The sequence below is a fragment of the Streptomyces sp. P9-2B-2 genome (assembly GCF_030406865.1).
Taxonomy (GTDB): Bacteria; Actinomycetota; Actinomycetes; order Streptomycetales; family Streptomycetaceae; genus Streptomyces; species Streptomyces platensis.
This window is the reverse complement of the sequence record NZ_CP129126.1, coordinates 395245-408061: the sequence shown is the minus strand read 5'-3', so window position 1 is coordinate 408061 and position 12817 is coordinate 395245. Positions and strand designations below refer to the sequence as shown.

The following is a 12817-nucleotide window of genomic DNA, read 5'->3' as shown; positions in this document are numbered from 1 at the left end:
CGCCGACCGCCCGGGTGGTACGCGCGACTGTGCGTTCCCCTCACCTGTCGCGACAGCCAGTTCAACATGGCAGAACAAGGTGTTCCTGGTGGGGGATAAGGCCTCAACGCCGCGCGTGGCGGATCGTCAGTCGTCCGTATCCCATGCCCCCGGAGATGCGGATCCTCGGCCCGCTCGGGCGGGAGCGCCGCCGGGGCTTGTGGCGCGGGTCCTTCCACGTGGTGCACAGATCCTCGATGTCGACGATCGCGTCGCGGGGCACCGTGATCCTGGCCCTGCCGGTACCGAGGTGCAACTCGATGTCGACCTCCGGATGCTCGATGACGGCCCGAGACAGGTCCAGGTGCACCGTTCCGTATGCGGACGTGACCTTGAGTTTCGAGGTATCCGCCATGCGCCGCGCCGCCGGATCCGTCCGCCGGCGGCGGCCTTCGTGGATGTGGTGTCCGGCTTCTCCGCCGGGAGGGAGGCTAGGGCCGCCGCGAGCTCGCCGTGCGTCTCGACGGTGAGCACCTGATGGAGGCGTTCGTCCATCTCCCCGTGCGAGATGTGACCTTCGGTGTACGCCTCCTGCAGGCGCTGCACGGCTCTGTCGCGGTCGTCTTCGCTGATCAGTGACGGCGGGTCTTCCGGTAGGGAGGCCACCTCTAATGCTGTCTCGGCGATGCGAACGTGCCGAGGTCCGTAGATGAGTCCCTGGTGGCAGGAGTGGCCGGTCAGAGAACGGGCCAGGATTGCAGTTCAGCTGCGCGGCCTGGCGGCGGATCCGGCCCGTGCAGCAGCGACTGCAAGAACGACTGAGGCAATGATGAGTACGGCCCTTGCCGCAGTCTGCTGGTAGAAGACCACACTGCCTACGGTTGCTGTCACAGCAGCCAGCGTCAAGAGCCAAACGAGCACCTTGGATCGATCGTGGCGCATCATCTGCTGGTTCACGTAAATCCCCCTTACCGCACCGGCATTGACTATCTGTCACATCAGCGTATCCCGGAGATATGACCCACGGCGACCCGCAATTGATCACCCGGGAGCGGATCCTCTTCCCGCTCTCCTTCCTGCGCGCCCAGTTTGTCACTGACCGAGGCCGGCGCCTCACAGTGTTCAACACCGCGCTCCAGGGGCCCTCAAGGCGTGGTGCGCGTTTCTGGACAGCTCGCAAGGCCGGTACGTGCAGATCGTCCAGAGGCGAGGGCGGGGCTCTCGCCGTCGTTCCCGGAGCCACCGTGGTCAGCGCCGGTATCCCCTCTCGCGCCGTGCTCGGCGGTGGGCGGTGGCGGTGTACGGTCTCGATCGCATGCCACTGGCTGCTGTAGCGGTCTCGGTCACGGAGCTGCGCAGCGGTCGCCTCGCGCCGAGTTCTGTTCCGTAGCAAGCCGGGCGTTGCCCCTGAGAGGTTGCGCGAACTCCCTCCATACGGAACTTTGACGACGAACTCATGTGCGCATCGGAACCACGTGCCAGGTCCCGGCAATCTTGACGATGTGATGTCAACTCTCCATCTGCGTATCCCCGTTGGGCAGCGCTCCCAGCACATGGTGATCTGTGGCGACGACGGGCTCGCACGTCGCCTGGCGGTCACGCTGGACGCGGTGTGCGGTGAGGCGGTCACCGTTGTGCTGCCTTCGCGGCGCGAGGGCCATGCGCCGGAGATCGCCGCGTTGCACCGTGATCCGCTGTCGCCGGTCGAGCTGTTGGTGGCCGCCCGTCCGGACGAGCAGACGCTGCGCGCGGCGGGGGTGGAGCGGGCCGCCGCGCTCGCTCTCACCTACCGTGACGACCAGGTCAATGTCACGGCGGCCCTGCTGGCCCGCACTCTCAACCCGACCATCCGCCTGGTCGTCCGGATGTACAACCGAGAGCGCGGTCAGCATCTTGAACGGCTGCTGGACAGGGCCGTATTGGCGCTCGGCCGGACCGGCGGCACATCGCTGGACATGTCCACCACCGTGCTCTCCGACACCGACACCGCAGTCCCTGAGCTGGTGGCCGCCGCCGCGGTCGGCCAGGGAGACACCCTGCAGATCGAGGGGCAGGTCTTCCGCGGGGTCGTACGCCCCGCCCGGACCCCGCCGCAGTCCGCCGACTTGGCCACACTGGCGGTACTGTCCGGCGCTCACCAGGACGACCCGGCGAGCGAGGACAGTCCGGAGACGCCGGGGGAGGAGGGCACCCAACTGCTGCCCGACACGGTCACCTCCTACCACCGGCAGTTCACCCACGGCCGGCTGATGCTGGAGGAGGTCACCCACCACCATCGGCCCGAGCCACCGCCGCGTGACCGGTGCGGCTACGGGGCCTGGTTGCGCGACCGGCTGGCGCACCTGCCGTGGAAGGTGTTCCTCGCCCGCGAGGTCCTCGCGGTCTTCGGCGCGCTGGCCACGATCGTGCTGGTACTGGCCGTGGCCACCGCGCTGGCCGAGCCCGGCCCGCTGTGGAAGTCGGTGTACCTGCCGCTGCTGGACATCTTCACCATGGGTGACCCGGCGACCGACGAGTCCCCGGCCCGCCGGGTGCTCCAACTCCTCGCTGGTTTCGTAGGGTTGGCCGTGCTGCCGCTCGTGGTGGCCGCGACCATGAACGCCACCGAGGCATTTCGCAAGGCGTCCGTCGGGCACCCGCCGGCCGAGGATCTGAGCGATCACATCGTGCTCGTCGGTCTCGGCAAGATCGGTACCCGGGTGCTGGCGCAGCTCCGCACCACCGCGCACCAGGTGGTGGTCATAGAACGCGATCCGCACGCGCGCGGGGTTTCCCTCGCCCGCGAACTGGGCGTACCGCTGCTGCTGGAGGATGCCGGGGTCCCTGGCGTGCTGGACCGCGCCCGGATCCGGCAGAGCAGGTCGCTGCTGGTGCTCACCCGTGACGACGGCGAGAACCTCGACATCGTGATGGCCGCGCGCGAGATCAACCCCCGGGTACGGGTGGTGATGCGGCTCTACGACGACGACTTCGCCGCCACGGTCTCCCGCACGATGCGCGCCTCCTACCCCGACGCCACCACCCGCAGCCGCAGCGTCTCCGCCCTCGCCGCACTGCCCTTCTCGGCCGCCATGATGGGCCGTCATGTCCTGGGCATCATGCCGGTCGAGCGCGGCGCCCTCCTGTTCACCACCGTCGATGTCGCCGGCCACCCGGAGCTGGAGGGCCGCTCCATCCACCAGGCCTTCCGGCAGCACGAGTGGCGTGTCCTGGCCGTCGGCTCCGCCGTTGAGCCCGGCTCTCCCGGCTCGACGGATACGCTCGGCGGCCTTCGCCTCGACCGCCCGGGCTTCGACTGGCGCCCCGCGCACGGCCTGATCCTGCACGCCGGCGACCGGGTCGTGGTGGCATCGACCCGGCGCGGCCTTGACTTCCTGATGACGGGAGTGCAGCCACACCCGACCGACCCGCGTAGGTGAGCCGCGCCTGCTTCCCGGCCGACCGGTCACGCGTTCTGCCGGGCGCCCGATGCGGCTACGACGTGACCGCGGCCGGCAGGTCGGGCGGGGCCGGCAAGTGACCGGCGGCGGTGGGGACGGTGAGGACCATGGTCATGCCGCCGCCGGGGGTGTCCTCGGCGTCGAGGGTGCCGCCGTTCTCCTCGGCGAAGCCGCGGGCGACGGCCAGGCCGAGGCCGACGCCGGTGCCGCGCGGCGCGTCACCGTAGCGTTGGAAGGGTTCGAAGATGCGGTCCTTGGCCTCGTCGGGGACGCCGGGGCCTCGGTCGGCGACCCGTATCTCGACGCGGTCACCGAGTGCGCTGGCGGACACCAGCACGGGTTCGCCGTCGGGGTTGTACTTCACCGCGTTCTCGACGATGTTGGCCACCGATCGTTCCAGCAGCCCCGGGTCGACCGCGACCATCGGCAGGTCTTCGGGAATGTCGAGGACGACGCTGTCCTCGGCTACGCCGACGAGCGCCATCGGCACCACCTCGTCGAGGTCGATCTCGCGGATCAGGGGCCGGACGGTGCCGGTCTGGACGCGGGACATGTCCAGGAGGTTGCCGATGAGGTGGTCGAGGCGGTCGGCGCCTTCCTCGATACCCGCGAGGAGTTCGGCCTGGTCCTCGTCGGACCACTCGACGTCGTCCGAGCGCAGGGAGGTGACGGAGGCCTTGATGCCGGCCAGGGGGGTGCGCAGGTCGTGGCTGACGGCTGCGAGCAGGGCGGTGCGGATGCGGTTGCCCTCGGCCAGCTTGCGGGCGTGTTCGGCCTGGGACTGGAGGCGCTGGCGGTCAAGGACAACGGCGGCCTGGGCCGCGAAGGCCGCCAGCACGCGGCGGTCCTCAGCGGGCAGCACGCGGCCCGACAGCGCGAGCGCCATGTGATCGCCGACGGGCATGTCGACGTCCGCGTCCTCGGGGCGGGCCGGCGGACTGACGTCGCCCACGCTGCCCGTGCAGGTCCAGGGATCCGTCTCGCTCTCCCGCTCCAGAAGCGCCACGCCATCCATCGCGAAGGTCTCGCGCACCCGCTCCAGGAGGGCGTCCAGGGTGGTCTCACCGCGTAGCACACTGCCCGCCAGGAACGACAGGATCTCCGACTCGGCGCGCAGCCGGGCCGCTTGATGGGTGCGTCGGGCAGCGAGGTCGACGACGGAGGCGACCGAGACCGCCACCAGCAGGAAGACGACGAGAGCGACGATGTTCTTGGGGTCAGCGATGGTGAGGCGGTCCACTGGTGGGGTGAAGAACCAGTTCAGCAGCACGGACCCGAACGCGGCCGACGCCAGCGACGGAAGGAGCCCGCCCAGCAGGGCCGCCGCCACCGTCAGGGTCAGGAACAGCAGCACGTCGTTGGCGAGACCGAGGTGCACGTCGACATGAGTCAGCAGCAGTGTCAGCAGTGCCGGCCCCACTACGCCGGCCAGCCAGCCCCAGATGACCCGGGAACGTTCCAGCCGTGCACCGCGGGCGACGGGCAGGCCGCGGCCCTTGGCGGCCTCTTCGTGCGTGACGATGTGGACGTCGAGGTCGGGTCCCGAGTCAACGGCGACGGTCGCGCCGACGCCGGGGCCGAAGATGTACTGCCATGCCTTGCGCCGGGAGGTGCCCACCACGATCTGGGTGGCGTTCACCCCACGGGCGAATTCGAGCAGGGCGGAGGGGATGTCCTCGCCCAGGACGTGGTGGAAGGTGCCGCCCAGTTCCTCGACGAGGGTGCGCTGGACGGCGAGCTCCTTGGGTGAGCCGGAAGTCAGTCCGTCGCTGCGGGCGATGTAGACGGCCAGCACTTCGCCGCCGGCGCCCTTCTCGGCGAGACGGGCGGCGCGGCGGATGAGGGTACGGCCCTCGGGGCCGCCCGTCAGGCCGACGACGATGCGCTCGCGGGAGCCCCAGATCTTCGAAACCCGGTGCTCGCTGCGGTACTCCTGGAGGTACTCGTCGACGCGGTCGGCCACCCACAGCAGCGCCAGCTCGCGCAGCGCGGTGAGGTTGCCGAGCCGGAAGTAGTTCGACAGCGACGCGTCGACCTTGTCGGGCTTGTAGATGTTGCCGTGCGCCATCCGGCGGCGCAGCGCATGCGGCGACATGTCGACCAGCTCGATCTGGTCAGCGCGGCGCACCACCTCGTCGGGAACGGTCTCCTTCTGCCGGACCCCGGTGATCGACTCGACGACGTCGCCGAGGGACTCCAGATGCTGGATGTTCACCGTCGAGATCACCGTGATCCCGGCTTCCAGCAGCTCCTCGACGTCCTGCCAGCGCTTGGTGTTGCGCGAGCCGGGCACATTGGTGTGCGCCAACTCGTCGACCAGCACCACGGCCGGCTTGCGTTCGAGGACCGCGTCCACGTCCATCTCGGTGAAGACCGTGTCGCGGTACTCCAGCTCCCGGCGCTGGATCTGCTCCAGGCCGTGCAGCATCACCTCGGTCCGGGGCCTGCCGTGGTGCTCGACGAAAGCGACCACACAATCCGTTCCGCGCTCTACGCGTCGATGGGCCTCGGACAGCATCGCGTACGTCTTGCCGACGCCCGGTGCCGCACCGAGGTATATCCGAAGCTTGCCGCGTGCCACGTGGCCCCGCTCTCCGTGTCGTCGTGCTCAGGGACTGCCGCCCCGGTGGTCAGGGGTCGAAGCGATAGCCCATGCCGGGCGCGGTGAAGAAGTGCCGGGGATGGGCCGGATCCGCTTCGAGTTTGCGCCTCAGCTGCGCCATGTAGACCCGAAGATAATTGGTCTGCGTGCGGTGGGAGGGACCCCATACCTCCTGGAGCAGCTGCTGCTGGCTGACGAGCCGCCCGCTGTTGCGCACGAGCACCTCCACCAGATGCCACTCGGTCGGGGTGAGCCGGACGTCGCGCCCGTCACGCCGGGCCTTCTTGGCGGGAAGGTCGAGTGTGAAGGTCTCCGTCACCACCACCGCGGACTCACCGGACGGCCTCGCTGAATCGATTCTGCGGGCCGCGGCACGCAGCCGGGCCAGCAGTTCGTCCATGCTGAACGGCTTGGTGATGTAGTCGTCGGCTCCCGCGTCGAGTGCGGAGATCTTCTCGTCGGAGGTCCGGCGGGCGGAGACCACCAGGATCGATGCCCGGCTCCACCCCCGCAGCTCCTTGATCACGTCGATGCCGTCCATGTCCGGCAGCCCGAGGTCGAGCAGGACCACATCGGGTGGGCAGTCCGCCGCAAGCCGCAGTGCGTGAGCTCCGTCAGACGCGGTGTCCACGTCGTAGCCACGCACCTTCAGATTGATCTCCAGAGCCCGTACGAGCGGTGGCTCATCCTCGACCACCAGCACCCGGGTCATCGGTGTCACCTTTCTGTTGTACGCCGGTGCCGTGGGTGGCCGGCCCCCTTGCCGGCCACCCACGACACGATCACTCACTTCTGGGCGAGTTCCTTGACGGCGATATTGAGCTTGAGGACGTTCACTGACGGTTCGCCGAGGAATCCGGCGGTACGGCCGTCAGTGTTGGCCTTCACCAGCTTCTCGACCTGGGCGACACTCAGCCTGTTGTGCTCGGCCACCCGCTTGACCTGGATCTCGGCGTAGTCGGGGGAGATCCCGGGGTCGATGGCGGAGGCCGACCCGGTGACCGCGTCCTTGGGGACGTCGGTCTGCGGCACACCGTTGAACTCGGCGACCTGCTCCTTCGCCGCCTTCACATTCTTGACCAGCGTGGGGTCGCTGGCACCGAGCTGGCTGGAGCCGGTGGCCAGCGGGTCGTAGCCACTGTTGGACGGACGGCCCTGGAACCACTTCGGATCGGGCTTGTCCGTTCCCTTGATGTTCCAGCTCTGGCCGACGAGTTCGGAGCCGACGACCTTGCCGTCGACCGTCACCTCGGATCCGTTGGCCTTGTCGTGGAAGAAACCCTGCGCGATGCCGGTGACGGCCAGCGGGTAGAGGACGCCGCACACGACCGTGAGGACCAGCAGGATGCGCAGTGAGGCCCACGCCAGCCGGAGGGTGCTTGCTACGGAGTTGTTCACGGCGGTCACCCGGTTCCGGGGATGAGAGAGATGAGCAGGTCGATGATCTTGATGCCGATGAACGGGGCGATCAGTCCGCCCAGGCCGTAGATGCCGAGGTTGCGCCGCAGCATCCGGTCGGCGCTCATCGGCCGGTACTGCACGCCCTTCAGGGCGAGCGGCACCAGCGCGATGATGATCAGCGCATTGAAGATGACCGCCGAGAGGATGGCGGACTCGGGCGAGGACAGGCCCATGATGTTGAGCTTGTCGAGGCCGGGATAAGCGATCGAGAACATCGCCGGGATGATCGCGAAGTACTTGGCGACGTCGTTGGCGATGGAGAAGGTGGTCAGCGCTCCGCGGGTGATCAGGAGTTGCTTGCCGATCTCGACGATCTCGATGAGCTTGGTCGGGTTGGAGTCGAGGTCGACCATGTTGCCGGCCTCCTTGGCGGCCGACGTACCCGTGTTCATGGCCACGCCGACATCCGCCTGGGCGAGCGCCGGGGCGTCGTTCGTCCCGTCGCCGGTCATCGCGACGAGCTTGCCGCCGGCCTGTTCGCGCTTGATGAGCGCCATCTTGTCCTCGGGCGTGGCCTCCGCGAGGAAGTCGTCCACGCCCGCCTCGTCGGCGATGGCCTTGGCCGTCAGCGGGTTGTCACCCGTGATCATGACGGTCTTGATGCCCATGCGGCGCAGCTCGTCGAACCGCTCCCGCATGCCATCCTTGACGACGTCCTTGAGGTGGATCACGCCCAGGAGACGGGCGCCCTTGTCGTCCTCGACGGCCACCAGCAGGGGGGTGCCGCCGGCCTGAGAGATGGCGTTGCTGAGCGTGTCGGCGTCGTCGGCGACGGTGCCGCCGCGCTCCTGGACCCAGGCTATGACCGAACCCGAGGCGCCCTTACGGACCTTGCGCCCGTCAACGTCCACACCCGACATCCGGGTCTGGGCGGTGAAGGCGATCCACTCGGCGTGTTCCAGCTCGCCCTGGTGGCGCTCGCGCAGGCCGTACTTCTCCTTGGCGAGCACGACGATGGAGCGGCCCTCGGGAGTCTCGTCGGCCAGTGAGGACAGCTGGGCGGCGTCCGCGACCTCGGCCTCGGTGGTGCCGCGTACGGGGACGAATTCGGCGGCCTGGCGGTTGCCGAGGGTGATGGTGCCGGTCTTGTCGAGCAGCAATGTCGATACATCGCCTGCGGCTTCGACGGCGCGGCCGGACATGGCCAGGACGTTGCGCTGCACCAGCCGGTCCATGCCTGCGATGCCGATGGCGGACAGCAGTGCGCCGATCGTCGTCGGGATCAGACAGACCAGCAGCGCGGTCAGCACGACCATCGACGTCTGCTTGTCGGCGCCCGCATAGATCGCGAACGGCTTCAGCGTGACGACCGCCAGCAGGAAGACGATGGTGAGCGAGGCGAGCAGGATGTTCAGCGCGATCTCGTTGGGGGTCTTCTGCCGTGCGGCGCCCTCGACGAGGTTGATCATCCGGTCGATGAAGGTCTCGCCGGGCTTCGTCGTGATCTTGATGACGATGCGGTCGGAGAGCACCTTCGTGCCGCCGGTCACCGCGGAGCGGTCACCGCCCGACTCCCGGATGACCGGGGCCGATTCACCCGTGATGGCCGACTCGTCGACGGACGCGACACCGTCGACGACATCGCCGTCACCGGGGATGATGTCACCGGCCTCGCACACGACCAGATCGCCGATGCGCAGCTCGGTGCCGGGGACCTGCTCCTCGGCGTCGCCATTGAGCCGGCGCGCCACGGTGTCGGTCTTGGCCTTGCGCAGCGTGTCGGCCTGCGCCTTGCCGCGGCCCTCGGCGACCGCCTCCGCCAGGTTGGCGAAGATGACGGTCAGCCATAGCCAGACCGCGATGACCCAGCCGAACCAGCTGCCCGGGTCCTTGATCGCCAGGACGGTGGTGACCACCGAGCCGACCAGGACCACGAACATGACCGGCGACTTGACCATCACCCGGGGGGCGAGCTTGCGGAAGGCGTCGGGCAGCGACTTCAGCAGCTGCTTCGGGTCGAACAGGCCGGCGCCCACGCGCCCGTCGTCCTTGTGCCCGGTGGGCACATCGCTGTGCGGCGCCCGGGTCGGGGTGACCGTGGACATCTCGTCCTCGTGCTTCTTTGAATCGGTGGTCATGACGACAGCCCTTCAGCGAGCGGGCCAAGGGCGAGCGCCGGGAAGAAGGTCAGTCCGGTGACGATGAGGAGAGTGCCGACCAGCAGACCGGTGAAGAGCGGCTTTTCGGTACGCAGGGTGCCCGCGGTCTCCGGGACCGGCTTCTGCTCGGCGAGCGAGCCGGCCAGCGCGAGCACGAACACCATCGGCAGGAACCGGCCGAGCAGCATGCACAGGCCGAGGGCGGTGTTGAAGAACGGCGTGTTGGCACCGAAGCCGGCGAAGGCGGAGCCGTTGTTGTTCGAGGCCGACGTGTAGGCGTACAGCACCTCGGAGAACCCGTGGGCGCCGATGTTGGTCATGGCTTCCTTGCCGTCCGGCAGGGCGATGGCCACGGCCGTGCCGATCAGCACGAGCGCCGGGGTGATCAGGATGTAGCAGGCCGCGAGCTTGATCTCGCGGGTGCCGATCTTCTTGCCCAGGTACTCCGGCGTACGGCCGACCATCAGGCCGGCGAGGAACACCGCGATGATCGCCATGATCAGCATGCCGTAGAGGCCCGAGCCCACACCGCCGGGCGTGATCTCGCCGAGCATCATGCCCAGCAGCAGTACGCCGCCGGACAGGCCGCCGAACGAGTCGTGGAAGGAGTTGACCGCTCCGGTGGAGGTCATGGTCGTGGAGACGGAGAAGAGCGAGGAGGCGCCCTCACCGAGCCGCTGCTCCTTGCCCTCCATCGCGCCGCCCGCGAGCTGCGAGGCGGTGCCCGGGTGGGCGTACTCGAGCCACGTCACGGCGATGACGGCGCCGAACCAGACGATGCCCATGGCCGCGACGATCGCGTAGCCCTGCTTGAGCGAGCCCACCATCTTGCCGAAGGTCCGCGGCATCGAGAACGGGATCACCAGCAGCAGGAAGATCTCCAGCAGGTTCGAGAGGCCGTTGGGGTTCTCGAAGGGGTGCGCCGAGTTGGCGTTGAAGAAGCCGCCGCCGTTGGTGCCCAGGTCCTTGATGGCTTCCTGGGAGGCCACCGCACCGGGGCTGAGCGCCTGCTTGTCGCCGGTGAGGGTGGTGATGTGGTGGATGTCGCCGAAGTTCTGGATCGCACCGCACGCCACCAGGATGATCGCGGCGATCACCGAAAGCGGAATCAGGATGCGGACGGTGCCGCGCACCAGGTCGGACCAGAAATTGCCCAGGTCACCGGTGCGGGAGCGGGCGAAGCCGCGCACGAGCGCCACGGCGACGGCCATACCGACGGCGGCCGAGACGAAGTTCTGCACAGCCAGACCGGCGGTCTGAGTGACATGGCTCATGGCCACCTCACCCGAGTACGACTGCCAGTTGGTGTTGGAGATGAAGGACGCGGCCGTGTTGAAGGCCTGGTCCGGGCTGATCGGCTTGAAGCCGAGTGACAGCGGCAGCTTGTCCTGCACGCGTTGCAGCACGTACAGGAAGAGCACGCCGACTGCCGAGAATATGAGAACGCCGCGCAGGTACGCGGGCCAGCGCATCTCGGCGTCGGGGTTGGCGCCGACGCTGCGGTAGATCCACTTCTCTACCCGCAGATGCTTCTGCGAGGAGTAGACGGCGGCCATGAAGTCGCCGAGCGGGCGGTGCACCAGGGCGAGCGCGCCGATGAGCGCGGTGACCTGGAGCACATCAGCAAGAACGGGGCTCATATCTGCGGCTCAGAACCTCTCCGGGAACACAAGGGCGAGGACGAGATAGCCCAGCAGGGCAACGGCCACGATCAGGCCGACGAGGTTTTCGGCGGTCACAGCTTTGCCACCCCCTTGGCGACAAGGGCCACCAGCGCGAATACCGCGATCGTGGTGACCACGAAGGCCACATCGGCCATCGTGAACTCCTGGGAAGAGGTTCGGTTGAACGGACAAGGAGAGGGAATCGCGTCGGTGGCTCGTTTCCGCTCCCCGTTGACGGGGTCCTTACGGCCGTTAGCGCGACCTTGATGAATCTCTAACGCCTGCCGAAGGGCCTACGGAGATGTGGCAGGTGGGATCAAGGAGGCGAGATGTGGTCAGGCAGGCGCGACGATTACTTTGAACAAACCGGCCGGATGATTGCCGAGCAGTTGCAACGAAGCCGCTCCAGGCAGCGGGCAAAGGCCGTCGAGTACAGCAGAGAGCAAGCAGAAAAGAGCCGCAAGATCGTCCATGAAACCGAGGCCGCCGAACTGGAACGCCTCGCGGTTCTCGGTCAGATCCCGCAGGCCGAATACAAGGCCCGCATGGCCGCCCTGGAAGAAGACACCGACGAAGGAACCAGGCAATAGATCCCGGACGCCACGTGACCCCCTCGCACCCGAAGGCGTGGGGGGCACGCTCCTCTTCTGTTGGCGGCAGGCAGTACATCTGAGCTGCTCCAGGCCATCTGGTGCCGGGCAAGGTACTGAATCATCGTGGCTGGCCGCAGGCGGGCGGATTCAGTCCGCCAACTCCCGTGCATCGAGCGGTAGTTTCCATGCGTTGCGGCGGTGTACTGCATCGAGTGCGTGCTGCAAAGGAGAAGGGGGCACGGCCAGCACCGGGCAGCAGGCGCGTGCGACGCAGTACCGGGCGACGGAGGGCCACATCGCCCGGCGCAGCCTGCCGCGGGCTCCGGCCCCCACCACCAGGAGATCATCGGCATGGTCGGCGGCCGCCAGCAGGGCATCCCCCGGTTTGCCGCGTATGACCAGGCCCTTCAGTGGCACCCTGGGCCCGGCGCTGCCGAAGGCTTCGTCGAGAGCGCTCAGCAGTCGCTCATCCGCCATCCGGCGCCAGGCGGTCATCGCCGCCGGGCACGGCCCGCCGCGGTGGACGCTCTCTCCACCGGGAGCCTCCCAAGCCAGTACGGCCCACAAATTGGCTCCGGTGACGCGGGCCTCGGCGGCGGCCCGGTGCAGCGCCGCCAAGCTCCCCAGCGAGCCGCTCACGCCGACCACGATGCGCCGGCCACCGGGTCCGCCCATGGGGCCACGCTCCTCGTCCTGTATCACGTTCATGTCGTGTTTCATCGAAATCCCACCGACAGGGCGACGGTGACGTGTTGGCGCTTCCCTGACGAGAAGACGAGAGTCCCTGACGGCTCCATGACGACAACACGCGGGCCGGACGAAACGAGCAGCAGGGGGCGGTCTCCAGACCCGTAATGGGCGGGCACTGCACAGCAACTGTGGGAGCAGCCCCCTGACGCCGGCGGCGGATCAGAGTTGCGTCAACGTCTTCGCACTCCCTCGCGGCATTTGCCGACGCGAAGTGACGATGCTCCTAAGA

The 12817-nt window shown here is 68.2% G+C and carries 10 protein-coding genes and 1 pseudogene; 2 read left to right on the top strand and 9 right to left on the bottom strand.

What is annotated here, in order from left to right; all coding sequences use genetic code 11:
* Nucleotides 1-103 precede the first annotated feature (103 nt).
* Both QT196_RS01920 and QT196_RS01915 read right to left on the bottom strand, forming a co-directional pair.
* Nucleotides 104-645, bottom strand: a pseudogene (locus QT196_RS01920) (DUF1707 domain-containing protein).
* 96 nt (nt 646-741) lie between these two features.
* A complete protein-coding gene (locus QT196_RS01915; protein ID WP_168476963.1) occupies nt 742-936 on the bottom strand; it encodes a hypothetical protein in 195 nt (64 codons plus the stop codon).
* 548 nt (nt 937-1484) lie between these two features.
* Between QT196_RS01915 and QT196_RS01910 the strand changes: the two genes are divergently transcribed.
* A complete protein-coding gene (locus QT196_RS01910; protein WP_290356598.1) occupies nt 1485-3398 on the top strand; it encodes an NAD(P)-binding protein in 1914 nt (637 codons plus the stop codon).
* A gap of 55 nt (nt 3399-3453) precedes the next feature.
* On the opposite strand, the gene QT196_RS01905 is transcribed toward QT196_RS01910, so the two are convergent.
* The 6 genes from QT196_RS01905 to kdpF form a co-directional block, all read right to left on the bottom strand.
* Entirely contained in the window at nt 3454-6000 is a 2547-nt protein-coding gene (locus tag QT196_RS01905) for a sensor histidine kinase KdpD (RefSeq protein WP_168476956.1), read from the bottom strand.
* 49 nt (nt 6001-6049) lie between these two features.
* Entirely contained in the window at nt 6050-6733 is a 684-nt protein-coding gene (locus QT196_RS01900; RefSeq protein WP_168483504.1) for a response regulator, read from the bottom strand.
* A 74-nt stretch (nt 6734-6807) separates the two neighbouring features.
* Nucleotides 6808-7419 (bottom strand): potassium-transporting ATPase subunit KdpC, encoded by a 612-nt coding sequence (gene kdpC / locus QT196_RS01895; RefSeq protein ID WP_290354179.1) that lies wholly within the window; start codon nt 7417-7419, stop codon nt 6808-6810.
* 5 nt (nt 7420-7424) lie between these two features.
* On the bottom strand, nt 7425-9560 hold the full coding sequence (gene kdpB, locus QT196_RS01890) for a potassium-transporting ATPase subunit KdpB (RefSeq protein WP_290354178.1): 2136 nt from the start codon (nt 9558-9560) through the stop codon (nt 7425-7427).
* On the bottom strand, nt 9557-11221 hold the full coding sequence (gene kdpA, locus QT196_RS01885; protein ID WP_168476950.1) for a potassium-transporting ATPase subunit KdpA: 1665 nt from the start codon (nt 11219-11221) through the stop codon (nt 9557-9559). Before kdpA ends, kdpB begins: the two co-directional genes overlap by 4 nt.
* A 9-nt stretch (nt 11222-11230) precedes the next feature.
* Entirely contained in the window at nt 11231-11320 is a 90-nt protein-coding gene (kdpF, locus tag QT196_RS01880; protein WP_073447570.1) for a K(+)-transporting ATPase subunit F, read from the bottom strand.
* A gap of 254 nt (nt 11321-11574) precedes the next feature.
* Here kdpF and QT196_RS01875 point away from each other — a divergent pair, with 254 nt between their 5' ends.
* The gene (locus tag QT196_RS01875; protein ID WP_168476948.1) at nt 11575-11835 is read left to right on the top strand and encodes a hypothetical protein; all 261 of its coding nucleotides are present in this window, start codon (nt 11575-11577) and stop codon (nt 11833-11835) included.
* Nucleotides 11836-11985: 150 nt separating this feature from the next.
* Here the strand turns inward: QT196_RS01875 and QT196_RS01870 are convergent, their stop codons facing one another.
* Nucleotides 11986-12546 carry a universal stress protein gene (locus tag QT196_RS01870; protein ID WP_266735419.1) on the bottom strand — a complete coding sequence of 187 codons (561 nt, stop codon included), beginning with the start codon at nt 12544-12546 and terminating at the stop codon, nt 11986-11988.
* Nucleotides 12547-12817 lie beyond the last annotated feature (271 nt).